Source organism: Piscibacillus sp. B03 (assembly GCF_052246295.1).
Classification (GTDB): domain Bacteria; phylum Bacillota; class Bacilli; order Bacillales; family Alkalibacillaceae; genus Piscibacillus.
Window position 1 is genome coordinate 1 of sequence record NZ_JBQQCO010000028.1, and the last position, 20,016, is coordinate 20,016.

Consider the following 20,016-nt stretch of genomic DNA (forward strand, 5'->3'; position numbering starts at 1 on the left):
GATTTCGAATATAAATCAGTTCAAACCCTTCCGCTTCTAATGCGGTTTTGACCAAATCCAGCCTAAATGTATCGGCCACGATTCTGTTAACCCCGTAATGTTCACGCATTTCCACAAACCAATCAACTATATGTTTAATATTAATAACTGGCTCATCAACAATCGTTAAGAACCCTTCTTTTTCCCAATCATAAATAGGCGGTTTCAATTCAACGGCATCCAAAAATCCTTTACGTATAAATGAGTGAGTTTTCCATACATAGTCATCACCTACTTTGAATAACAAACCTACAGCTGCAAAGTCTCTTATAGATGCAAAGTCTAACCCACCAACCGCTGTACGATGTTTTAAATCTGGGAACGGTCTGTTTGTTGCTTCTATTTCTTCCCAGGTAGCAACTGAAGTGGTTAGATCCGTAGCAGGTGTATTCATACGTTTAGTCATAAATTTAATTCTTGCAGATGGTTTCGAGTTCCCCAAGCTTATATACTGTCTTTTAACGACTCTAAATAACTCTTTAGCATAATCGCTCATCGGTGGATGAAACATGGGATTAGCTTTTTGCCAATTCGTTTCATCGTCTAACTCACTTTCCTCATCTAAACATGCCATAAAAACAAAGAGATGATCATCTGGAGCTTCACCACGTAATACTCGCTCAGCTCGCTCTTTCAAATCATCTAAGTAACCACCACGAACAAACCCGTCTGTCGTAATAAAAAATTCTCTAGAATGTTTAACTTTACCTAAGCCAGATGAAAACACGTCCACTATGGCTGAATCTTCATATTCATGAACTTCATCATATATGACACAACCATCGCGTAGACTGTCTTTGGTTTTGGCATTTGATGTATGGTATTTCAGAATACTACCATTAGTTTTACTTTCGATTTCTGACCTTGTATGGCGAAAAAGAGATTGTAATACTCCCTCTTTACCATCCTGTTCAATGACATCAAAAACTTCTTTATGAGATGTTTTGGCTTGGTCTTCACTATTGGCCACAATCGATACATTATATTTTTTGATGCCATGTAGATCACTAATAAAGAAATGAGTTAAAGTCGAAATAAGACCGTTTTTACCAGCACCTCTTGCCATATATAAGAAGAACTGTTCAAAGAACGGATGATCCCCTTCTTTGTGGTATAAGAAAACAAATGCTGTTATGAACTTTTGATAAGGCTGTAACTTGAAATAATGTTTTTCAGTAAAGGCAATGTAACGTTCGTGTGTCACTTCATCGAAGTAGAGATCGTCTCGATTGAGGACGTACTTTTTTAAATAAGAAAACAAAAGGACCAAATACTTACTGACTTTAATTTTGCCAGCTTCGTATTGGTCCATATAATAATCTACATGTTTGTTTTTCAACATTTTAAATTAGATCACTCGCTGAATACTTAGGTTGATTGCCATTGTCCTCATCGATAAATTTAAAAGTTCTTTCGATATTTATAATTGCTGTATTGACTTTGCTCATGTCATTTAACAGAGGATGGGACTTAATAAAAGTTTGACTCCCGTTTTTGATTGTGACCGATTCACCCTCATTTTTTACTTTGCGTTCCATTCGTCTGTACATCTCAATATGCTTTAAGTACCTACCAACTTTTTCGACCTCAACTGGGTTAGTTGTATCTATGCGTGACATCAGATAATGCTTGATTTTATCAGTGCTCACATCGATTCTTAATTTGTTCGTCACACATGCCCACCCCCCTTACGTGTGAATTTGGTTAAAATCTAGGAAGTCGATTCCCCCTGCACCGGTGCCCCCGATGATTAAAAATCCCAAATTATTTCGGCGGGGGGTCTACCACCATTCATCATCCCACTTTGGTTTCTTTCTCCACTTTGAATAATCAACGTACCTTCCGTGCTTTTTGTTATGACAGTTAACGCACTTAGTTTCTAAGTTATCAGGATCTAACGCTAGTTCTGGATAATCTTCTAACTCTTTAATATGGTCAACTACTAACATGATCTTCTTACGTTTAGCAGACTCACTGTATTCATTTGTGTCGATTGTAACTCGTCCTTGTCGTTTGCATTCCTGGCACTCATAGTTATCACGTTTCTTAATATCTTCGCGTAATAACTTCCATGCTTTACTATCATAGAACTTGCGCTTTTGTTCTTTGGTTTTGTATTCAGGCATTTAAATCACCACTTCAAACAATTAAAAAAAGTGCCTTAGTAGGCACTTTACTTTTGCATTTCTTCACTATACTTTTTTGTTAAAATTTCCATTGATATCCAATGTGCAGTAATCTTTATTAGTCTTTTTAAGTCTATTAAATCTTTACTTTCCCAGATCCTCTCATAATGAGTTTCATCGTTCCCTATCCAAGATGCTCTTCTAGCAGTTTCTTTTATTCTAATATCATCTACATATTCATTAATGCATTTACCTAATAACTTTCTCTTTATTTCATTCGCTTTATTTGGATTAACTGATATGAGATAATCTTTTATTAGAAATTCGAGGGCTTTTCTGTACCCAACACCGCAAATTTGAAATAATTCAGCTTCTTCTGCCTCTGAAGCTTCATTATATATTTCTACAAATTTTTCAGATATAGTGTTAATTTCTTCATCAAAAGGAATTTTTTTAACTTTCTTAGACGGATAAATTTTTATTAGATTTTCACTAATATACTGTACTATGAAAAAGTCACCGCATTTATCACGCGGGCATCTGAGTACTAGTTGTAAATATGGTTTGCGTTGAAATGAATAATGTAATTCAGGTTCAATCCCAGTAGAACAAACTGGACACTCATCTGGTATTTTTGGAGAATTCCCAAAATGATACTGAATCGAAGTAGCGAAATCGGCTTCTTGATAAAAATACAAACTATCATTTTCTTGCATTATACAGACCTCCTTACAAACTATAGTTTTATTTCAACACCTAAATAAAAATTCCTGCAAAATTAACAGGAAAACCCATAAAAGTCGTCGAATGACAAAGGAGGTATTATTTTTAATTAATTACCTGTTTAGAGTAATCTTTGAGCCAATTAAAAGAGTTCTAATAACAATAATATATTTTAAAATGGCACTGGGAATTTTTTTGCTGTATATTTTATCAATCAGGATGTTTCAATCCTATTCTAAATACTACTTCGTTAGGAGTGGTTCTGCCGCTCCGTCCTGCCTCCGATTTTACACAAATCGCTATTAACCTGTCATTTTTTGTGTAGATTGTGCATTCTGTGAAATCTTGTCCACGATAGAATCTTTAATGTTATAGATGTGCCTTCTTGACAACCCCATGTGATGACCAATCGCACTCATGCTTAAACCATCTAACATGCATTCTAATACAGCTTTCTCTCTTGGATCTTGGATGACATGGATATTATTTTGAATGAATAGAACCTTGCATTCTAATTTCTGAACCCATTTACTTTTCTTGTCACGTCTAATCACTTCCTGGGCAACTGGATCACTAGTATTTCCTTTCGGTTTAGGCATAGTAGATTCTAAACCAGATTGAGCAACTACATTTCCTCCAACTACTTGTAATAAATCTCTCTGCCTCTTAATCTCATTTAACATCCAGTTATAGTCTCTAAGAGCACTCTCAATCTGTTTTTTGTTCATCTTTCCATCCCGCCCCTTCTTTTGCTAACTCTTTATAATAGTCACTGGGCCTAACCGGTTGTTGTACACCCGTTCGTTTATCTCGGCGGTGTCTACTCACTTTATGCTTAATCGTGTACGTCATTTGTTTCATGATTGAACCCCCTAATAAAAAAGAGCACACTCCAAGAGTCTATAACTCTCAGAATGTGCTCCTCGATTGTTTCGATAGAGCTTATTTATATGTGATTACAACAGGCATATTGACAAGTGATTTGACTAGTTTGTCGCCAACATAAACGTCATACTGCCTATCGACTGAGTCATGAAACTCTGCTGTCATGTCTTGTATTTTGGTAATCTCTTTCCATTCTCCATCAACTAAAATCTCTTTACCCAACTCCCATGATGAACCATCTAAATGTCTCGCAGACTCCACTCTTAAAATCTCTGCCATTGTCTCACCCCCAATTGTTTTGATAGAGCTTAATTTATGAACATTTTACTTAAATACAACTCCTTAATTTCTGAGTATTCCGCTGGAGACAACCCTGACACTCCATGAGAGATAAATCTGGGTAATACTTCTAAGTTATCTACATGAGATGACCCGCCTAATGATACTGGTATTTTTCGACTAATCCACAACCTGAGACCGTTATTTATGCTCTGGTTTTCAATGTCTTGTTCTATCGTCCTGTTTGTAATCTTACATTTTTCGTGTTTACAAAATTCTCTAAACTCATCTAAAGAACACGTTTCTATGCCAGTCTCTTGCTTTAAACTAGACCATCTAGCTTGTGTGTTTTTGATAAATTCTTGATAATACCCTTTTTCTCTTTGATTCCTACAATCTTTACAAATACTTACTTTTCCATCTTGAGAGACGGCGTTTGGTGTATAATTGTTTAAATTTCTGTAAACTCCACACGCAACACAAAGTTTATATTTATGACTTCCGTACGAAATTGTTTTAGATTTAATATTTGATATTGGTGAACACCTCTGACTTTCCCAAATCACATTAACCAAACCATCATTTATCATTTTGTTGACAACTGCAACTTCAATCATTTTATCCCCTCACTTCTTCGTATAACTAATCTCCACATGAGCAGGTCGGTTATTCTGCCACGTGATCACTTGTTTTCCGAAACCTACACCAGGCGTATCCACTTTAACCAGTTCCCCATCTCTCACCATCAACACCGCATTCTCTCTTAAATCTACTTCAGCGATCATTTTGTTCTTGTCCATTTGTAGCGCCCCCTGTTACAATTAACTTAACGGCTAGTGGGGGCGCGAGCTCCCTTTTTTTTATGTCAAAATATCAATTAGGATATAAATCATGATGATTAACGCCACGATACTTAAACTACTTACAATGCCAAATGTGATAAATGTATTCTTCATCAAGTCACCTCACTATGTCTCTAGAACGGAAGATCGTCATCATTTAAATCTACCGGCTCTCCTTCATTTTCTAACCCTTTATGATTTGGCTCATTTTGACCCGTATTTGAATTTTGTTGATTACTAGACTTAGAACCCTCAGACGATTTATTTTCTAAAAATTGAACGGATTCTGCTACAATTTCGGTTATGAAAACACGCTTTCCATCTTGTCCATCAAAACTTCTCGTTTGAATTCTTCCGTCGACTCCAACCATAGACCCTTTTTTCATGTAGTTTGCTAGATTCTCAGCTTGTTTGCGCCATATCACGCAATTTATAAAGTCAGCTTCTCGGTTTCCTTGTTGATTTTGAAACGGTCTATTGACCGCCACCGTAAAATTTGCAACAGCAATTCCTGAACTGGTGTAACGTAAATCAGGATCAGCAGTAAGTCTTCCTGTTAGAACGGCTCTGTTAAGCATTCTCGTACATCTCCTTTAGTCCTAAGTATTCAATCTTGTTGTAAATGGTTTTTCTTGTAACATTTAACCTTCTCGCTATTTCGGTTGGCTTTTTACCTTCTTTGATTAGTTCAATGACTCGTTGATCTATATCTTTGTATGAGGGATGATTTGTTTTATCTTTGAAGCGTTCTTTAGTGCTCTGACTTACTTTTTTTCTCATTTCTAAACTGTAAGTTCTGTTTTTGTTATGCATAGAACTATGTTCTCCGTGTGTCATTAACTCCAAATTATTTAAACGATTATCATGCTTAACCCCGTTTTTATGATGGACTACTTCATCTTTCTCTAGGTACCTTTCTAACTTCACTTCCATCATGACTCGGTGTTCAAAAACATATCCTAATACATCTGAGTTCGGATGGGTCTTTATGCAGAGCAAAATATATCCATGTGGAGAACGCTTCCTACCAGTTACATTGTGAATTTCACCGTTAATAATGACTGAGTAAAACGTTTGTTTATGTTTTGGTGCGGGCACAATTCATCACTTCCTTTTAGTTTCTGGTTCGTATACGTACCGGCGTCCACTTACTCGAATTACCGTTGGTATGTTTCGCTTCGTTTTCTCTACCTTCGCAACGGGTCTATATTTATCGCCTTTTTTATAGGTCCTCATCCCAAATCACTATCTTTAACAAATACTCCGCTTACCATTTTTCCTCTTCGGTCCTTGATTTCTTCATAAGCTTGATCAATACAGTCTTCTATACTTAACCCTAGCTGTTCAGCTAAAATCACTAGCACCACATACATATCACCAATTGAATCGATCACTTGATCTAAATTCTTTTTCGACATCCCTTGGCAAAGTTCACCAAACTCTTCTCCTAGCTTGATAGTTTGTTTATCTGGCTCAGCTGTATTAAGCCCTCGGTCTTTCGCCCACTGCTGTATATTGGTTGTTAAAATGTTTAAGTCCATGTTTTCACTCCTTCGCTTTGATACGTCCACCTAAATCAGCAATTATTTTGGTGTATGTCTTCAAACATTTCATAACTAGTACTGCAGTAACAATGGTCGGCAATGTAAAAATGATTAACAAAAATATGGTGAACTTACTGAACCACAAAACAAGCGCCATAAATAACACAAATAGCACAAACGTTAGAATAACTAAGAGAACAAGCAGAAAGCCTATTAGCGTCTCTTCATCCCTTAATGTTTTTCGGTCATCTAAACTCAAGTTACTTAGTTGATCATTCGTAAAATACTTTCTGTAGACATTCATCTAATCACCCAACTTCCACGTAATTTTCGTGTACTTACTTTAAGTCCACTATTTTTTAATGGACTGCTAGAGTCATAGATTGTCACCATCTAACCGCTCTTTTAAACACTTGACTTCATCATGAAGAATAAAGACCATAGCGAATAAAGATGTAATCATAGCGTTTTGTAGCTCCCATACAACTAACCAAAAGATTGAAAAGACAGAAAAGAAGCAAATAGAAATTGTATTTAAGATTTTCATAATTTATCACCTTCTAATGCTTGACGTGCTTTAGATTGCATTTTTACAACAACTCTTTTTGGTTCTACATTGAACTGTGAATAAGCGATACTTTCTAACACTTCACGATAGCGTTGGTTTTTAATGTGCTTCTTCTCTAATGCTCTTTTATGCTTGCCTAACTCGTAAGATAAATCAGCATTTTTATTCTCCAATTCCTCAACAAGTTCAGCTTGTTTAATGAGCCATTTCAAATCAGACACATCAATTTCATGTTCTGACAATGTTTCGCTTTGAGATAATGCTATATCAATCATATTTGTGTAATTCTCTTTGATTTGTTTAAGTCGTTCACTCACGTTATCCCTCCTATCGCCTTTTAATAATTTCTATCGATACCCTTTCCTTGCCGTACATATCATTCTTTTCAACGTAGTCTTTGAAAAGCTCAGTCATATAACTCGAAGAATGGTGTCCGATTGAGCTTCCGTAAAAATTACCGTTTAAATAAAATTGATAATGTGGCGTTTCTTCTCAACTCATTCTATCCCTCCTAATCTTCGCTCTCTTCTGCTGCTACCTTTAATAACACAACCAACGCCCCAGTTACATATGCTAAGAACTCAATGAACAATTATTGACCTCCTAAGCCGTTCTATCATCATCTAGATACAGCGCTAATAATTTTTCCAAACGGTTAATTTTTTCTAGATTGTGTGATTTCATGCCGCCTTTATCTCTTAATTGTTGTTTCATTTCATCGTTGTTTTCGCTCAACACTTGAATTTCTTCGACTAAGCGATTGTTTTCAATCTGAAGTTGCTCAATAGTTGTTTCATGCTCTTTTTTGGTATTTAACAGTTCATTTATTTGCTCAAAAAGTTTATTTGTTTCTTTCTTATGCTGATTTTTAAATTCTTTCATTCGGTTAATGTGATCATCCAAAGGGATTGTTTTAGCATTTGGTCTTGGTGATTCTTCTTCAGGTGATTCAGCTGATGAATCATTAGTTTCTTTTCGGAGTTCATTTATTGCTTTCCGTCGCTTTTGACAGAAATATTGGTATTGCATACCTAGTTGCAAAGCCATTTCACCTAGTGTGAATCCTTGTTCCCTTAACTGCTCTATTTTTTCAATATCGAATGATTTTAACTGGGATAAACAGTTGTTTTTTTCTTCCTCGCTCATATCCTTTTTGTGCAGCAACTCATTATCCAAATCACGTAAATTGTTATTCGTTTTAGCTGCTTGATTATCCATCACGTGATCTCCTTTACTCTTACTGGTTTGATTGAGTGTTTTGGTCTTTTGTTTAGTATTCTTTCTTTTTCTTTTAGAATTGGTAAGGGATAATAACTTTTGGCCAAGATCTCTTAACTGATTTTCAATTTCATTTTTCTTAATTTCTGATTTTGCAACTTTAAGCTCTTCTTCCAACTGATTAATTTGAAATAATATATCCATTCGCTTCATGAGATCCCCCCCTTAACCAATTCATTTAACTATTTATAATCATCATCTAATAACACTCCAACCGTGCATTTTTCTGGGTTTTTTCGTTTGGCCAAACGTCGTTTAGCAGTTGGCATTGTTAACCATTTAATATATTCTGGTTGAACTCCCATTTCTTCTGCGCACTCTTCAGCTGTACCCATAGCGATAATGTTTTCACCTTTGTAAACAGCATATTCTTTAACCATAAATACACCTCCATATCAAGAGCTGGTTTGTAATTCATTTTCATTGCTTGCTTCAGGAATGGTTAATTGTATAACCCCTTGATCTACTACAAAAGGCTGATACCCATTGCTGATAGATTCTTTTATTTCGATTAAAGCTTCTCTGTCTAGTTTTCTTTCACAAACAGGTCCTACTCCACGATCAATCGATTCATTATCCTTCAACTTTCTGTTGCAGACTGCACATCGATAGATCAACTCAATTCCTCCCATCCGCTCCCCTTTCGCTTGATCAGTGTCAGCTTCTGGGGATATTTTTTCTCAAACAACTTACGCTTGAGCTTGAAGTCTTTCGTCTCCATTCCTTTCACATCAACCGTCTCAATCGTGCCGTCGTTATGTTCAATCTCGAAGTCTGCGATATATTCAATGGCTCGGAACGTTTTGCCGCGCTTTTTGAATTTCTCCTGCAGTAAATATTTAGGCTGTAGTTTGAAGTCTTTGATTTCTCCAACACGCTTTAATAGCTTCAAGTGCAAATAATATTCAGCCTCAGCCTTTGAGTCGAATTTAATATCATCAATGACGGTTTTATGCGCTCGGTATTTATGCGGTTTCTTGAACTTTTGACGCATATTTTTTCCTCGCTTCCTCAATTCTTCTGTCTGTTCGTTCGCTCATGGCTATGACTTCTTTTTCAGTCATCCCAGTACCCATCACCTTATAAATGCCTGGCCCTTCTTTTTGCCACATCAATAATCCCCCTCACGGCGATCACGCCCATCTATTTCTATTCGTTTTGCCCCGGCCATCATGCGAGATATAATGCGTCCACCTTGTACATGGCCGTATTTATCTTCAAAATCACCAGCTTGATAATTCGTTGTAAAAACAGTTGGTTTATCTTCCCGTAATTCAACTAACTTGAATATCTTCTCGCTAGCCCACGATTCGAACTTGCCTTTTTGATTGTTGTATTCAGCTCCTATGTCATCCAAAACGAGCAAATCTAATTCAGCTATCATGTCGTAAATAGATTGCTCAGATAAATCAGGGTTGTCATAAGTGCTTTTAATTAAGCTCAGATAGTCATCTGACATCATAAACATGGTTGTATATCCTCGGTCTTTAAGAGCTTTAGAAATAGCGTAAGCTGCATGGCTTTTTCCGACACCCATTGGGCCGTATAAAACTAGTGAGTGGTAGTCAAGTTGGCCAAAGTTCAAAATATATTGAGCGCAGATTTCCCGTAATTGCTTTTCGGATTCGTTCTCCCACTTCAAATCGTTCAACGTTTTACCTTTCAGCTTATCTGGAACCTTTTCATACTTGAGTGAAAAACCTTTCGCCTTATTGCCTTTAGGAACTTTCGCTTCTCCTGATTCCGGATCCATTTCCAATTTGGGTAGACGCTTTCTTAGTTTGTTGTTATCACATGTAAGACAAACAGAAGTTTTAAGAGTTTGTCCGTCCTGTTGGGTTCGCTCCATAATTGGCACTTCCGATTGGCACTCTTCGCAGATTCGTGTTCCTATTTGGCGGATTCGACCAAGTCCTATATTCTTCATCACTTGCTTCAAACCGTCTTGTGTATTTTGCAATTCCTCACCTCCAACTTGAATAACGGCGCTGCTTAGTTTGATTTTGGTTTGGGAATGTTTTCACGTTATTTTGATTCTCATATCGCATCATTTTTTTAACTTCACATTTGGTTTTAATACCTTGTTTTCGCCAGAGATTAAGCTTGTTATAAACAAATTTCCATGTGCGTCCATTTCCTCTAGCAGATTCTTTGATCGCTTCTAAAATCATTTCATCAGGATTATCAAAGCCAAAGTTTTCAGTAATGTCATTTAAATCCTCCAAAACAATTTGAGTTAATTCATGTTCTCTAACGATGTTATATTTTTTAAGGGCATCAATAATTTCGTCGCGCGCGCGTTCCTCTTTCTCTTTATTGTCTTTAATATATGTCTTTAATACTGTCTTTAGGGAGCTCACACGCCTTGCCCTGTCTAACTTCAAAGGATGTCCTTGTAAGTGTTTTACTAACATGGGTGTAAGTGTTTTACTTACATTTTTATTGATAAATGTAAGTGTTTTACTTACTATTTCGGATTTCGAATTATCTTCTTTTGTAAGTGTTTTACTTACATTTTTGCGCTCTAAATTTTGGTGAATAAGGTGTTTGAATTTTTCAGAATCCCAATTTTTGTTGGGATTTACTTGCCACATTTTGTAATTTTTATTGATGCTAAAGATCATGTCCTTTTCATTCCAATTAAGTACGGAACACTCTCTTAAATATTTGAGCTCTTTTTTTACGTCCTGCCTATACAATCCAGCTATCTCAAAGTCGGCAAATTTAGGAATATAGCAATCTTTTTGACCGGTTCCATAAGATAATCGCCAAATTAATAGGATGAGGTTCTGTTGACGTTTACTAAAGCTTCGCCTTAACACTTCATTCCAAAGCTCGTTAGCTATTCTGATGTAACCTTTTTCTACTTGAGGACTTGCCACCTTAATCACCACCTCACGCTACATAAACGGGTTTGCCCGTAAGTTGTTGTATATCCTCTTTAAATCGTTGCTCATTGCTGTTGTTATCACTTAAATGCAATAAATGAATCTCCTGAACTTTCGATAGATCATTAGCTTGTAGAAAACCTTTTACATTCTCCAAACTAAAATGTGAGCGTAATAAACGCTTTTTCATCACTTTAGGTACTCGACCTGAAGAAATATTGTCATTCAGTATGTCTAGGCTGTAGTTGCACTCTATTAAAACGTGTGTGAGCCCTTTAAACTTGTATCTGATGTAATAAGTATCTGTCGCGAATAAGAGCTTCTCACCTTGATTATTGGCGATTAAAAAGCCAAATGGTTCAGCTGTGTCATGTTGCACATCAAACGGTAATATGGTCCATGTTCCGAGTTGAAACGACTGTTTATTCTGGACCGTTTTAATTCGGTGATGTTTATGGTCAATCGCTTCAGCTGTTCCTGGACTCATATAACAATCAATGCCTGCCTTAGTTACCTCTTTGAGTGATGCGCAGTGATCATTATGCTCATGTGTGACTAAACACCCTACTAGTTTGCTAGTCTTAAACTCTATCGTTCGTTGTATGTCCTTGAATTTAACTCCACACTCTAAAAGTAAGGGAGAGTGCCCATCTGTAATGAGATAGGCATTCCCTTTACTACTAGATCCAATTACTTTAATATCAATCATTTAAAAACCAGGCCCATCAGCTTCAGTTGCTTGTGGTTCTTCTTGGCCAACTGCATCATAAATGGCTTGATCACTATCTCCTTGAGGTTGATGGTCTTCTTGGTTTGAAGTAGTTGATTCTTCTTGATGTTCAGTTGCTTCAATGTCGATAAATTCTTTGTTTGCGTTTTCTTCTACTTCTTGTTCAAGTTGTGCCTCTTCAACCATTTCATCTGTTTGATTGAAGTGATTAATTATTAAACTGCCATCGTCACTAGAGTTAATAAATTTCTTACAAGCACGATTGATGACCGTTTTCTTGGCCATTTCTTGTTTGAAATTGTCATGAGTAGATCCTTTTTTCTCAACTTTTTGGTCTTTGCCCCACATTTGTGATTGAGACCAAGCCTGACGAATTTCGTCCATCGTCATAAGTTCTGTGTAAACATCATCACCTAAATCAATGATGCAGTAAGCGCCAATAATGTTCTCTTTGTTGATGTTGCCAAATTTTTGTTTGTGTTTAAGGTTCTTCACACGACCGTTAACCATTTCGTAATCAACATCGTCACCTTCATAAATCACGTTAGCGTCAATACTTTTAGCACCTGTTACCCTTTTAGTAACGGCCATTGTTCCAAAATATGAACGTTGAAATGTAAGTGTCTGGCCATAAGCGATAAAGTAACCTTGGTTCTTAGCTGGGTTTAAACCTTGTACGACCATGTTTAGAAGTGAATTAGCGATACTATCTTTAGAACAAACTTCTAAAACGGGTCTATAACCATCCTGTTTACCTGTTTTAATCTCTTGAAGTTTGAGCCACGCTGATTTCATAGCATTCTCCGGTGAGTAGTTCGCAGGAAAATGGAGCTCACCATTCTCCTGGAACTGTTTAACTTTATCCGCAACTACGTCCACTGTGTCTTTCTTCACTAAAGCTAATTGATTTTGATTGTTACTCATATTTGATTTCCCCTTTCATTAATAATGGATTTAACTCTATGTCCAAGTTCATCTGACAAAACAGTAGCTGTAATACCCGTACCTCTGTTTTGTTGACAAAAATCAGATAAATTACGTCCTAGATCAATCTGTATCTCATCGTCTGTCGCATTGGAAACTTCTAAAACAACAACGTGATTTTTCTTTTCCATTAAACCGCCTCCCTTTGCGCTTGTTCTGGCGATTCAATTCTTAACTCTTTGTCCTTCTCAGACACAACCAAGCTAATCGTTTGAGCATTGGTGTCAATTAACTCTGTAACAGCCTCTGCATTATCAATAAAGATCGGTGCTTCAAAGCCATAATGTTTAGAAAGCGTATTAATAATGTCTAAGCCAACGTTGATACGAGCTGCATTATTTAATCCACTTGAATATGGAACACCTTTAAATAACGTTTCGCAGGTTTCTTCTAAACCACCATGATTTAACTGAGTAAATAATTTAAAATGAGCGTATTTAAATTTGCTGTTAATCTTCTCTTCAAGCATGTTGACTTTCGTTCTTATGAATTCATCTGCTAGGTAAAGCTCTTCTTCCAGCTGTTCAAATTCTGCAGCAAGTCGTTTTTCTTCATCTTCCAGTTCCTTGATACGTTTTTGACTGCGTTCAGCTGTATCAATTTCGCTAACCTTAACTCGTAGTTCTTGTTGCTCTAGTTGATGCTTCCCAATTTCCTGTTTAATAGTTTGAACAGAGTCATAAACATTAGCTTCTGCATCTTTAATCTGCTTTTCAACCTCTTGACGCTCTTTTAATTTACTTTGGTATTCAGGAACCTCTGAAACGTCTGTGACGTGCTGTTCTAATTCTGCTATTTTGCCATTAAGCTTTTGGACCTTATCTTCTTTTTTCTTAATCTCAGTTTCTAATTGAGTGATTTCTGTTTGGTGTTTTTGGTTGTCCGCTAGAAGTTTTTCAACTTTCATTTTGCGGTCTTGTCCTTGTAGTTTAATTTGCTGTAGTTTGTTCGCTTTCTTTTGATTAAACTCATTAAGTGCCTTTTCACGAGCTGACTGTATTTGTTCTTCTGGGAGCTCTTGACCACATGTTGGGCAGTTGCAATCTTCATCATGTGTAAACTCTTCTTGGTCAACGTCTTTCCACTCTTCTCGAAGATTATCCATTTCGACTCGATAATCAGTAATACGTTGTTGATTACTTTGAATTAGTTGCTCGAAGGTACTAATTTTCCCGTTTAACAATTGAATATTAGACTCTTCTTCCTGTTTAGAAGTTCGAAGTTTAAATAGCTCTTCTTTTCCTTGTTGATCATGCTCTTGTTTGATATTAGATAATTCTAAATCAATGTCGCTAAGTTGCTTTTTAAGATTGCTGACTTCTGAACCATTGTTTAAGCTATTGATTTTCTCTTGCTTTTCATCGATTTTATGTTGAATAGACGCTATCTCTTTTTCTAATGACTCTTTATTTTCGTTAACCTCAGGCTTATTACGTTCGACTTCAGCAATTAGCTCTGGGATTACATCAAGTCGTTTGTTAATCTCTTTACGTTTAGCAGCAATAACCTTCTTATGGTCATCAATGGAACGATTGCCTAATACATCAAGCAATTTAGTGAGATTGTTATTTGAAGAAATCACTTCTCCATCTGATACATCACCAGCAACTTCTAGTAACGTATCTCGACGCTCTTTCCATCCCATATGCTCATTAAAATAGCTTGGTGAAGTTAGAAGCTTAAACACTTTTTCATCAATAATTTCAGCAACTTTATCGTTGTATTCTTTCTTTTTGGAAGGGACACCATCGATGTAGTAATCGGTGGTATGACCTGAAAATTCTTTACTAGCTGAACCGCGTTTCTTCGTCCATTTTTCCTTGTAAACCTTCTTGAGCGACAATTCATGACCGTTAAGTAAGAATGTTCCTTCGACTTCATGATCTAGGTTGTGAAGTTCGTTACCGTGCGCATCAACCGTTTTGATTTGAAAGTCTTTCTTGTTGTTCGAGTCCTTATCAAATAGTAACCAAACAAATGCGTCAAATACCGTTGTCTTACCAGTTGCATTGTCGCCCATAATCCTGAGTGAGTCGCTGTGCGTGTCTAAGGTGAAATCTTGAATACCTTTAAAATTGTGTAAGTTAAGCGATAAAAGTTTTAACGTTTTCATTTAACTTCCTCCTTCAATAACTCTGGATTCTCATAAATGTTTCCGACTACTTCTACCTCGTCATAGTAATAAACATTGTCATTTCTAATATCTTCAACAACCTCTATGCTTACAGTGGTTGTATCAGTTTTTAAAATAGTCATCTTGGCTTTATAAATGTCGCCTTCGTAAATCTCTGTACCGTTTTTGTCTTTCAGCCCTGTGTATTGCATTAATGGTGAGTAAAAATTATCTTCTTTATCAGCAAATAACAGAAATTCTTGTAGATCTGGACGATCTAAAATGTGTTCCCAATCCAACATGACTTTTTGTTGCTTATCCCAAACTTTGAATTTAATATCCCTCATAGGCACCCTCCTTGCCTACACTCTCAAAACATGGTTTAATGAATGTAGGCAAATTTTCTTGTGAATTTGTGAAATGACCACTTTGCGGAGTGGTTATTTTTTTGGATTAATATTGTAATGCAGATGATGAATTTGAATCCCCTTCGCTTGCATGTCTGCAGCAAACAGTTTTAATTGCTCTCTAGCTTCTATTTTGGTCTGTAGATCTAATGCTTGGTGAAACGATTTATGCATGGCTTTCATAAACCCTCTAGCTTCTTCAAAATCTTGATGACGTTGAGCGATACTTGCTCGTTCAAGCAGATACCTCATACAAGCCATTTCTCTTTCTAATTGTTCCTCTGTACTGAAATTTGGCAATTAAGCAACCTCCTGTTCTAACATCAATTGTTTAACTCTGTTATATAATTGAAGCTCTCTATGATTGACTGGGTCTTGTAGATCATAGGCATCTTGTAAATCTCGTCTCATGTTGTCTAATGCCTGAAGTACGTTATGACTTTTCAAAGCGCGTTGTAAGCGTTGCTCCCATTTAGTTAGCTCTCCGTAGCTCATCTTGTTCACCCCTTCCTAAGTCCTGCTCAACCGTATGTTTCGCTTGCTCTAACCATTCGAGCGCTTGTTCAGGCGTTTCAAAATTCAGAAACAAACACTCGTCAACCACCATGCTGTGCGCCATAATGCTGTAACGACGCTTCGCCATTGGGTATGCTTTCATCTTCTCCAACTTGTTCACATCAACGCTAATTTGCATCGTTTAGCCTCCTTTGCTTGGTTAGTGAACTATTTAACCAACCTCTCAGCTCTTAACCTTTGTTCAGCTGAACTGAAGATATCGTTAAATTTGAAATTATAATCCTTACAAAGCTTCGCAATCTCAAACTCTAAAAAGGCAATCGCCTCAGCTGATTCAACCAATGCATCTTCAATCTGTTGTCTTTCAAATTCTTCAATGTATTTAGGTTGTTTAGCTAGTAATGCTTCATCAATAGCTTCAAGAGCGTCCATCATTTCTTTTTTCGCTAAAGCGACAGCTGCTAATCTGTGAGTGTCCAATGCTTCACCGTCCAACCAACCTAGCCCCCAACCTTTATACTCATGGGCTGTTTCAATTCCTAAACGTGGATCGTTATATTTTGAAGCCATGTGATTGGCTCTTTCAGCGCTAACTGATCGCTCACCTGTTTCGTGTTTAGAAATAGCTTCTCTTGTGTAGTTTGTTTCAAGACCTAATTGAGTCTGGGTCAAACCAGCCGCCTTTCTAGTTTCTCGTGCCATTTCAGCTGATTGAGTACCTTTACTCATGGTTTTCACTCCTTCCTGTACCGTCATAAAATACATAGATTGGTAGAATTTAACTTGAGGTTCGGTTGACCTCTTTCAACTTAATAGGTCTGCCGTATTTCCTTGATAAAATGATTTCAGCAGCGTGGATTAAGTTCTTACGTTTCTGAGAATTCTTAAAATCAGGTGGAGTAGATGTTTTTATTGCCCTTTGTTCTTGCATTTTCAGAGCCCCCTTTCTTGATTGGAAATGCACAGATCAAACACACATTTTCACGAATGTTTGTGCTTTGACAGCGTGGACAACAAATGTAAGTAAGGTTGTCCACTTAAACCACCTCGATTGTTTGTTGACGATTAGCTTCGTCAATTTCAATTCGTAAAGAAGTTGACGGAGTCCACATTCCAATAAAGCGTAAACCTTCCTCAAATTGCTTCTTCGGCAAGTCTCCATAGCGCGGAATTTCAAAGTGATTCTTGAAGTCTCTCCAAAATGCCGAGAACACTTTAAATGCCATGGTTTTATAAGCGTTGGTTGACTTGCCTCCCAATGCCTCTACGACAATGTGGTTGGCGCGTTTTTTTATGATTTGTTCTTGTCTGCCGTCAATGCGCATGGTTTCTTCAAGATTGGTAATTCGTTTATCCTGGTGTACGAGTTGATTCACTGTACTTTGTAATATCTCCAGTTGATTTTTAGGCTGCTCTGTTTGATATGATCCTGTTCTATGGATAGAAGGTATGACTTCATCAAAGATCCATTTTTCGTACATGGTTGCTTTTTCTCTTATTTTTGGGTTGCGACTTTGCTTTGCAGCTCCAACTATTAAGCGCGGAACATTCCCCATCGAGATAAACCTTTTATTTTGGTTACCACCATTCGTAGGGACGTTATAAGTTATAACCCCCTCTGGATGGCAATGACTTTTAACTGCAGTATGAGGTTGTTTGTATTCCAAGGATTTAGCGACGTCAGTTGCACTGAAATACTCTTTTTCATTAACTAAAATGACTTGTAATTCACCAAACTGTTTATGGTTAAAACTTTTTAATTGATTCACTTTTTATCGCCTCCTATTTAACTTTTTAATTTATATGTTTCATCGTTTAATGTTCCAAAAAACTCTTCTGTATCAAGGTGTAACGCAATGGACGTTTCCTCTGCGTCCTCTCCAATATTTAATGTTTGTTGAAGAATATTGATCGCTAACTTTTTTTCTTCTAAAGTCATGCCATCTAATGATCTTCTAGCTTGTTTCACTTTGTTAAGGAATATGTGAGTACGTTGATCTTGGTTCACCTAAGACACCTCCTGTTCTTTTTGTTCACTTGTAGTTAACTTAGATTGTAAAAAAATATCGTCCGGATTTTTATTGAATACACGAGCGATTTTTACTGCTAAGTCATAACTCAAACGGCGCTTACCATTTTCAATCATCCAATAATGCTCTTTTGAGATATTTACTTCATTTGCAACATCTTGACATGTCATGCCATGTCGAGTACGTGTTTGCTTTAATTTTTCAAGCGCCAAATGTCTCAACCCCTTTCGGTTAACTTGAAGTTAATTATATAATAATTCACTTGCAGTTAACTTGTCAAGCGTATTTATAAATAAAATTACTTTTTAGTTAACTTTGTTTATTTTAACAAACAGTTAACTTATAATGGAGGTGGTCAATATTGTGTTGTTAGTAAAGGAGAAAAGCCTAATGGATGGGGCCAGATTAAAGAGACTTAGAAAAGAAAAAAAGTTAACACAAGCTGAGCTTGGTGAAATTATTAATGTGTCTAAGGTATCTATTTCTGGTTACGAAAGTGGAGATCGAACACCTGATACTGATAACCTACGTAGAATGGCAGATTATTTCGAAGTTACTACAGACTATTTATTAGGTAGAACAGATAATCCCAAAGGCTATGAAACCGACTTCGACCCTATAGCCGAGCACAACCGTTTACTAAAAAAATACGGCATTGAGGACTCTGGCTTCTTCGATATAGAGAAATGGAAACAGATGGGTCCAGAAGAATTAAAGCAGCTTGAGGATTACTTTGAGTTTATAGTGAGTAAGGCAAAAGAGAAAAATAAAGATAGCGAGTAAATAACTACATACATCAAGATCGAGGCGCACTTTGATAATGGGTGTGTCTTTTAATTGTAACTAATTTTAAGGGGGATTTTTAAATGGGTTTACTAGATTTTCTATTCAAAAAACCAAATGAAAGTAACGACAAAGCATCAAATGATAAATCTACTTGGGTAGATGCACAATACATAAAGGATCCGAAAGAAAAAGAAAAGTTTCTCCTGAGTTTGACACAAAAAACTAAGAATCCAATTGATCTCCATTTCACATATAATCAACTTATAGACTTGTATTACAAACAACGCGATGAATGGAATCATGCGCTATCCGATTGCATTAAATACTGCAAAAAAGACATTAATAAAATGGATGAAATTATAAGAGAGTTTAAAAAAGATCCATCTTATAAGAAGAATGGTTCATTACCTAGGATGCCGTCTTTTGAGCGATTAGCTATTATCTATGATAAGCAAGGTAACTATCAAGAGGCTATTAACATCTGTAAAAAAGCTATTAGTTATGGTTTGAATGACAAAACCAAAGGTGGCTTTAAAGGTAGAATAGAACGTTTAGAAAAGAAATTGAACTAATACTGTTATACTCTATAATTTAAAATTGGTGTTAATTTCAATTAACATAAATAAATTTACTCAGGGGGTAATTGATAATGAAAAAACTATTATCACTTCTACTAGTTTTAATGCTGACTATCTTCTTGGCAGCATGTGGTGGCGAATCAGAAGTTCAACAAGTTGAAGGTGATGGATCACCAGAAGAAGAAGAAACAAACAACGAAGAAGGTACAGACGAAACGGAAACAGAGGAAGAGTCGGAAGAGGAAGCTGAAGAAGAAACTAAAACAGCAACTATCGGCGACACAATTAGTTTTGATGGCTTAGAAGTAACAGTGAACGAAGTCAAGACGAGTGAAGGCTCAGACTTTGAAACACCAGAAAACGACTTTTATCTTATTTTAGATATCACAGTTAATAATACAACTGAAGAGGCAGCTAACATTTCAACTATGATGCAGATGACCTTGCAAGATGCTGACGGTTATTCTCATGATGTAGCTTTATTCACTGGTGTAAAGGGAAGTTTAGACGGTGAAGTCGGTCCAGGTAGAGAAAATCGCGGTGAAGTCGCATTTGACGTTGAACAATCTGACTCATATGAATTCATTTTTGACGATCCATTCACGACTGGACAAGCTATTTGGGAGTTTTCAGTTGAATAAACCATAACAAATGATGAAAGGTGTACACCAGATGTGCACCTTTTTTATACATGTAATCA

38 protein-coding genes are annotated in these 20,016 nt (G+C 36.5%); 3 read left to right on the forward strand and 35 right to left on the reverse strand.

Annotated elements, in window-relative coordinates; genetic code table 11:
• From ACTWQB_RS14735 to ACTWQB_RS14905, 35 genes are all read right to left on the reverse strand, one after another.
• A partial coding sequence (locus ACTWQB_RS14735) for a terminase large subunit domain-containing protein (RefSeq protein WP_443139959.1) occupies nucleotides 1-1,381 on the reverse strand: 1,381 nt, incomplete at its 3' end.
• Nucleotide 1,382: 1 nt separating this feature from the next.
• Complete coding sequence (locus ACTWQB_RS14740; protein ID WP_443139960.1) at nucleotides 1,383-1,712, reverse strand: P27 family phage terminase small subunit; 330 nt, start codon at nucleotides 1,710-1,712, stop codon at nucleotides 1,383-1,385.
• A gap of 108 nt (nucleotides 1,713-1,820) precedes the next feature.
• The gene (locus ACTWQB_RS14745; RefSeq protein ID WP_443139961.1) at nucleotides 1,821-2,165 is read right to left on the reverse strand and encodes an HNH endonuclease; all 345 of its coding nucleotides are present in this window, start codon (nucleotides 2,163-2,165) and stop codon (nucleotides 1,821-1,823) included.
• A gap of 47 nt (nucleotides 2,166-2,212) precedes the next feature.
• The gene (locus tag ACTWQB_RS14750) at nucleotides 2,213-2,881 is read right to left on the reverse strand and encodes a hypothetical protein (RefSeq protein WP_443139962.1); all 669 of its coding nucleotides are present in this window, start codon (nucleotides 2,879-2,881) and stop codon (nucleotides 2,213-2,215) included.
• Nucleotides 2,882-3,190: 309 nt separating this feature from the next.
• The gene (locus ACTWQB_RS14755) at nucleotides 3,191-3,616 is read right to left on the reverse strand and encodes a helix-turn-helix transcriptional regulator (protein WP_443139963.1); all 426 of its coding nucleotides are present in this window, start codon (nucleotides 3,614-3,616) and stop codon (nucleotides 3,191-3,193) included.
• The gene (locus ACTWQB_RS14760; protein ID WP_443139964.1) at nucleotides 3,597-3,749 is read right to left on the reverse strand and encodes a hypothetical protein; all 153 of its coding nucleotides are present in this window, start codon (nucleotides 3,747-3,749) and stop codon (nucleotides 3,597-3,599) included. Before ACTWQB_RS14760 ends, ACTWQB_RS14755 begins: the two co-directional genes overlap by 20 nt.
• An 81-nt stretch (nucleotides 3,750-3,830) precedes the next feature.
• Nucleotides 3,831-4,052, reverse strand: a complete 222-nt coding sequence (locus tag ACTWQB_RS14765) for a hypothetical protein (protein ID WP_443139965.1) — start codon at nucleotides 4,050-4,052, stop codon at nucleotides 3,831-3,833.
• 29 nt (nucleotides 4,053-4,081) lie between these two features.
• Nucleotides 4,082-4,669, reverse strand: coding sequence for a hypothetical protein (locus ACTWQB_RS14770; protein ID WP_443139966.1), 588 nt, complete (start codon nucleotides 4,667-4,669; stop codon nucleotides 4,082-4,084).
• A gap of 9 nt (nucleotides 4,670-4,678) precedes the next feature.
• Nucleotides 4,679-4,852 carry a DUF3954 domain-containing protein gene (locus ACTWQB_RS14775; protein ID WP_443139967.1) on the reverse strand — a complete coding sequence of 58 codons (174 nt, stop codon included), beginning with the start codon at nucleotides 4,850-4,852 and terminating at the stop codon, nucleotides 4,679-4,681.
• A 176-nt stretch (nucleotides 4,853-5,028) separates the two neighbouring features.
• On the reverse strand, nucleotides 5,029-5,472 hold the full coding sequence (gene ssb, locus ACTWQB_RS14780) for a single-stranded DNA-binding protein (protein WP_443139968.1): 444 nt from the start codon (nucleotides 5,470-5,472) through the stop codon (nucleotides 5,029-5,031).
• Nucleotides 5,465-5,992: an HNH endonuclease gene (locus ACTWQB_RS14785; RefSeq protein WP_443139969.1), complete on the reverse strand. Its 528-nt coding sequence runs from the start codon at nucleotides 5,990-5,992 to the stop codon at nucleotides 5,465-5,467. Before ACTWQB_RS14785 ends, ssb begins: the two co-directional genes overlap by 8 nt.
• Before the next feature lie 134 nt (nucleotides 5,993-6,126).
• Complete coding sequence (locus ACTWQB_RS14790) at nucleotides 6,127-6,435, reverse strand: MazG-like family protein (RefSeq protein WP_443139970.1); 309 nt, start codon at nucleotides 6,433-6,435, stop codon at nucleotides 6,127-6,129.
• A 4-nt stretch (nucleotides 6,436-6,439) separates the two neighbouring features.
• Nucleotides 6,440-6,742 carry a hypothetical protein gene (locus tag ACTWQB_RS14795; protein ID WP_443139971.1) on the reverse strand — a complete coding sequence of 101 codons (303 nt, stop codon included), beginning with the start codon at nucleotides 6,740-6,742 and terminating at the stop codon, nucleotides 6,440-6,442.
• Nucleotides 6,743-6,814: 72 nt separating this feature from the next.
• A complete protein-coding gene (locus ACTWQB_RS14800) occupies nucleotides 6,815-6,985 on the reverse strand; it encodes a hypothetical protein (protein WP_443139972.1) in 171 nt (56 codons plus the stop codon).
• The gene (locus ACTWQB_RS14805) at nucleotides 6,982-7,323 is read right to left on the reverse strand and encodes a hypothetical protein (RefSeq protein ID WP_443139973.1); all 342 of its coding nucleotides are present in this window, start codon (nucleotides 7,321-7,323) and stop codon (nucleotides 6,982-6,984) included. The genes ACTWQB_RS14800 and ACTWQB_RS14805 overlap by 4 nt, the downstream gene beginning before the upstream one ends.
• A gap of 286 nt (nucleotides 7,324-7,609) precedes the next feature.
• Nucleotides 7,610-8,437: a hypothetical protein gene (locus ACTWQB_RS14810; RefSeq protein ID WP_443139974.1), complete on the reverse strand. Its 828-nt coding sequence runs from the start codon at nucleotides 8,435-8,437 to the stop codon at nucleotides 7,610-7,612.
• A 29-nt stretch (nucleotides 8,438-8,466) separates the two neighbouring features.
• A complete protein-coding gene (locus ACTWQB_RS14815) occupies nucleotides 8,467-8,664 on the reverse strand; it encodes a hypothetical protein (RefSeq protein WP_443139975.1) in 198 nt (65 codons plus the stop codon).
• Between the two features lie 15 nt (nucleotides 8,665-8,679).
• Nucleotides 8,680-8,901, reverse strand: a complete 222-nt coding sequence (locus tag ACTWQB_RS14820) for a DUF6011 domain-containing protein (protein ID WP_443139976.1) — start codon at nucleotides 8,899-8,901, stop codon at nucleotides 8,680-8,682.
• Nucleotides 8,898-9,278, reverse strand: coding sequence for a DUF1064 domain-containing protein (locus ACTWQB_RS14825; protein ID WP_443139977.1), 381 nt, complete (start codon nucleotides 9,276-9,278; stop codon nucleotides 8,898-8,900). Before ACTWQB_RS14825 ends, ACTWQB_RS14820 begins: the two co-directional genes overlap by 4 nt.
• A complete protein-coding gene (locus tag ACTWQB_RS14830) occupies nucleotides 9,250-9,396 on the reverse strand; it encodes a hypothetical protein (protein WP_443139978.1) in 147 nt (48 codons plus the stop codon). The genes ACTWQB_RS14825 and ACTWQB_RS14830 overlap by 29 nt, the downstream gene beginning before the upstream one ends.
• The gene (locus ACTWQB_RS14835) at nucleotides 9,396-10,244 is read right to left on the reverse strand and encodes an ATP-binding protein (protein WP_443139979.1); all 849 of its coding nucleotides are present in this window, start codon (nucleotides 10,242-10,244) and stop codon (nucleotides 9,396-9,398) included. Before ACTWQB_RS14835 ends, ACTWQB_RS14830 begins: the two co-directional genes overlap by 1 nt.
• Nucleotides 10,245-10,248: 4 nt before the next feature.
• Nucleotides 10,249-11,166, reverse strand: a complete 918-nt coding sequence (locus ACTWQB_RS14840; protein ID WP_443139980.1) for a replication protein — start codon at nucleotides 11,164-11,166, stop codon at nucleotides 10,249-10,251.
• 13 nt (nucleotides 11,167-11,179) lie between these two features.
• The gene (locus ACTWQB_RS14845; protein WP_443139981.1) at nucleotides 11,180-11,881 is read right to left on the reverse strand and encodes an MBL fold metallo-hydrolase; all 702 of its coding nucleotides are present in this window, start codon (nucleotides 11,879-11,881) and stop codon (nucleotides 11,180-11,182) included.
• Nucleotides 11,882-12,826, reverse strand: a complete 945-nt coding sequence (locus ACTWQB_RS14850; protein ID WP_443139982.1) for a recombinase RecT — start codon at nucleotides 12,824-12,826, stop codon at nucleotides 11,882-11,884.
• Entirely contained in the window at nucleotides 12,823-13,017 is a 195-nt protein-coding gene (locus ACTWQB_RS14855; protein ID WP_443139983.1) for a hypothetical protein, read from the reverse strand. Before ACTWQB_RS14855 ends, ACTWQB_RS14850 begins: the two co-directional genes overlap by 4 nt.
• Nucleotides 13,017-14,999, reverse strand: coding sequence for an AAA family ATPase (locus ACTWQB_RS14860; protein WP_443139984.1), 1,983 nt, complete (start codon nucleotides 14,997-14,999; stop codon nucleotides 13,017-13,019). The genes ACTWQB_RS14855 and ACTWQB_RS14860 overlap by 1 nt, the downstream gene beginning before the upstream one ends.
• Complete coding sequence (locus ACTWQB_RS14865) at nucleotides 14,996-15,346, reverse strand: YopX family protein (RefSeq protein ID WP_443139985.1); 351 nt, start codon at nucleotides 15,344-15,346, stop codon at nucleotides 14,996-14,998. Before ACTWQB_RS14865 ends, ACTWQB_RS14860 begins: the two co-directional genes overlap by 4 nt.
• A gap of 93 nt (nucleotides 15,347-15,439) precedes the next feature.
• A complete protein-coding gene (locus ACTWQB_RS14870; RefSeq protein WP_443139986.1) occupies nucleotides 15,440-15,706 on the reverse strand; it encodes a hypothetical protein in 267 nt (88 codons plus the stop codon).
• Entirely contained in the window at nucleotides 15,707-15,901 is a 195-nt protein-coding gene (locus ACTWQB_RS14875; protein WP_443139987.1) for a hypothetical protein, read from the reverse strand.
• Nucleotides 15,879-16,100, reverse strand: coding sequence for a hypothetical protein (locus tag ACTWQB_RS14880; RefSeq protein WP_443139988.1), 222 nt, complete (start codon nucleotides 16,098-16,100; stop codon nucleotides 15,879-15,881). The genes ACTWQB_RS14875 and ACTWQB_RS14880 overlap by 23 nt, the downstream gene beginning before the upstream one ends.
• Before the next feature lie 29 nt (nucleotides 16,101-16,129).
• Nucleotides 16,130-16,651, reverse strand: coding sequence for a helix-turn-helix domain-containing protein (locus ACTWQB_RS14885; protein WP_443139989.1), 522 nt, complete (start codon nucleotides 16,649-16,651; stop codon nucleotides 16,130-16,132).
• A gap of 49 nt (nucleotides 16,652-16,700) precedes the next feature.
• Nucleotides 16,701-16,853, reverse strand: coding sequence for a hypothetical protein (locus tag ACTWQB_RS14890; RefSeq protein ID WP_443139990.1), 153 nt, complete (start codon nucleotides 16,851-16,853; stop codon nucleotides 16,701-16,703).
• 106 nt (nucleotides 16,854-16,959) lie between these two features.
• Nucleotides 16,960-17,691 carry an ORF6C domain-containing protein gene (locus ACTWQB_RS14895; protein ID WP_443139991.1) on the reverse strand — a complete coding sequence of 244 codons (732 nt, stop codon included), beginning with the start codon at nucleotides 17,689-17,691 and terminating at the stop codon, nucleotides 16,960-16,962.
• Between the two features lie 17 nt (nucleotides 17,692-17,708).
• Complete coding sequence (locus ACTWQB_RS14900; protein ID WP_443139992.1) at nucleotides 17,709-17,930, reverse strand: hypothetical protein; 222 nt, start codon at nucleotides 17,928-17,930, stop codon at nucleotides 17,709-17,711.
• On the reverse strand, nucleotides 17,931-18,164 hold the full coding sequence (locus ACTWQB_RS14905) for a helix-turn-helix transcriptional regulator (protein WP_443139993.1): 234 nt from the start codon (nucleotides 18,162-18,164) through the stop codon (nucleotides 17,931-17,933).
• Between the two features lie 151 nt (nucleotides 18,165-18,315).
• Here ACTWQB_RS14905 and ACTWQB_RS14910 point away from each other — a divergent pair, with 151 nt between their 5' ends.
• From ACTWQB_RS14910 to ACTWQB_RS14920, 3 genes are all read left to right on the forward strand, one after another.
• On the forward strand, nucleotides 18,316-18,735 hold the full coding sequence (locus tag ACTWQB_RS14910; protein ID WP_443139994.1) for a helix-turn-helix domain-containing protein: 420 nt from the start codon (nucleotides 18,316-18,318) through the stop codon (nucleotides 18,733-18,735).
• Nucleotides 18,736-18,818: 83 nt separating this feature from the next.
• Nucleotides 18,819-19,310 carry a tetratricopeptide repeat protein gene (locus ACTWQB_RS14915; protein ID WP_443139995.1) on the forward strand — a complete coding sequence of 164 codons (492 nt, stop codon included), beginning with the start codon at nucleotides 18,819-18,821 and terminating at the stop codon, nucleotides 19,308-19,310.
• A gap of 77 nt (nucleotides 19,311-19,387) precedes the next feature.
• The gene (locus ACTWQB_RS14920) at nucleotides 19,388-19,957 is read left to right on the forward strand and encodes a DUF4352 domain-containing protein (RefSeq protein WP_443139996.1); all 570 of its coding nucleotides are present in this window, start codon (nucleotides 19,388-19,390) and stop codon (nucleotides 19,955-19,957) included.
• Nucleotides 19,958-20,016: the final 59 nt, after the last annotated feature.

Excerpts from the sequence above, each read along its gene's own strand:
- ACTWQB_RS14790 (WP_443139970.1), bottom strand. The coding sequence starts at position 6,435 with ATGGACTTAAACATTTTAACAACCAATATACAGCAGTGGGCGAAAGAC.
- ACTWQB_RS14920 (WP_443139996.1), top strand. The coding sequence starts at position 19,388 with ATGAAAAAACTATTATCACTTCTACTAGTTTTAATGCTGACTATCTTC.
- ACTWQB_RS14765 (WP_443139965.1), bottom strand. The coding sequence starts at position 4,052 with ATGGCAGAGATTTTAAGAGTGGAGTCTGCGAGACATTTAGATGGTTCA.
- ACTWQB_RS14795 (WP_443139971.1), bottom strand. The coding sequence starts at position 6,742 with ATGAATGTCTACAGAAAGTATTTTACGAATGATCAACTAAGTAACTTG.
- ACTWQB_RS14885 (WP_443139989.1), bottom strand. The coding sequence starts at position 16,651 with ATGAGTAAAGGTACTCAATCAGCTGAAATGGCACGAGAAACTAGAAAG.
- ACTWQB_RS14750 (WP_443139962.1), bottom strand. The coding sequence starts at position 2,881 with ATGCAAGAAAATGATAGTTTGTATTTTTATCAAGAAGCCGATTTCGCT.
- ACTWQB_RS14755 (WP_443139963.1), bottom strand. The coding sequence starts at position 3,616 with ATGAACAAAAAACAGATTGAGAGTGCTCTTAGAGACTATAACTGGATG.
- ACTWQB_RS14855 (WP_443139983.1), bottom strand. The coding sequence starts at position 13,017 with ATGGAAAAGAAAAATCACGTTGTTGTTTTAGAAGTTTCCAATGCGACA.
- ACTWQB_RS14815 (WP_443139975.1), bottom strand. The coding sequence starts at position 8,664 with ATGGTTAAAGAATATGCTGTTTACAAAGGTGAAAACATTATCGCTATG.
- ACTWQB_RS14800 (WP_443139972.1), bottom strand. The coding sequence starts at position 6,985 with ATGAAAATCTTAAATACAATTTCTATTTGCTTCTTTTCTGTCTTTTCA.
- ACTWQB_RS14775 (WP_443139967.1), bottom strand. The coding sequence starts at position 4,852 with ATGGACAAGAACAAAATGATCGCTGAAGTAGATTTAAGAGAGAATGCG.
- ACTWQB_RS14860 (WP_443139984.1), bottom strand. The coding sequence starts at position 14,999 with ATGAAAACGTTAAAACTTTTATCGCTTAACTTACACAATTTTAAAGGT.
- ACTWQB_RS14875 (WP_443139987.1), bottom strand. The coding sequence starts at position 15,901 with ATGAGCTACGGAGAGCTAACTAAATGGGAGCAACGCTTACAACGCGCT.
- ACTWQB_RS14850 (WP_443139982.1), bottom strand. The coding sequence starts at position 12,826 with ATGAGTAACAATCAAAATCAATTAGCTTTAGTGAAGAAAGACACAGTG.
- ssb (WP_443139968.1), bottom strand. The coding sequence starts at position 5,472 with ATGCTTAACAGAGCCGTTCTAACAGGAAGACTTACTGCTGATCCTGAT.
- ACTWQB_RS14770 (WP_443139966.1), bottom strand. The coding sequence starts at position 4,669 with ATGATTGAAGTTGCAGTTGTCAACAAAATGATAAATGATGGTTTGGTT.
- ACTWQB_RS14760 (WP_443139964.1), bottom strand. The coding sequence starts at position 3,749 with ATGAAACAAATGACGTACACGATTAAGCATAAAGTGAGTAGACACCGC.
- ACTWQB_RS14825 (WP_443139977.1), bottom strand. The coding sequence starts at position 9,278 with ATGCGTCAAAAGTTCAAGAAACCGCATAAATACCGAGCGCATAAAACC.
- ACTWQB_RS14745 (WP_443139961.1), bottom strand. The coding sequence starts at position 2,165 with ATGCCTGAATACAAAACCAAAGAACAAAAGCGCAAGTTCTATGATAGT.
- ACTWQB_RS14845 (WP_443139981.1), bottom strand. The coding sequence starts at position 11,881 with ATGATTGATATTAAAGTAATTGGATCTAGTAGTAAAGGGAATGCCTAT.
- ACTWQB_RS14810 (WP_443139974.1), bottom strand. The coding sequence starts at position 8,437 with ATGAAGCGAATGGATATATTATTTCAAATTAATCAGTTGGAAGAAGAG.
- ACTWQB_RS14890 (WP_443139990.1), bottom strand. The coding sequence starts at position 16,853 with ATGCAAGAACAAAGGGCAATAAAAACATCTACTCCACCTGATTTTAAG.
- ACTWQB_RS14915 (WP_443139995.1), top strand. The coding sequence starts at position 18,819 with ATGGGTTTACTAGATTTTCTATTCAAAAAACCAAATGAAAGTAACGAC.
- ACTWQB_RS14830 (WP_443139978.1), bottom strand. The coding sequence starts at position 9,396 with ATGTGGCAAAAAGAAGGGCCAGGCATTTATAAGGTGATGGGTACTGGG.
- ACTWQB_RS14865 (WP_443139985.1), bottom strand. The coding sequence starts at position 15,346 with ATGAGGGATATTAAATTCAAAGTTTGGGATAAGCAACAAAAAGTCATG.
- ACTWQB_RS14880 (WP_443139988.1), bottom strand. The coding sequence starts at position 16,100 with ATGCAAATTAGCGTTGATGTGAACAAGTTGGAGAAGATGAAAGCATAC.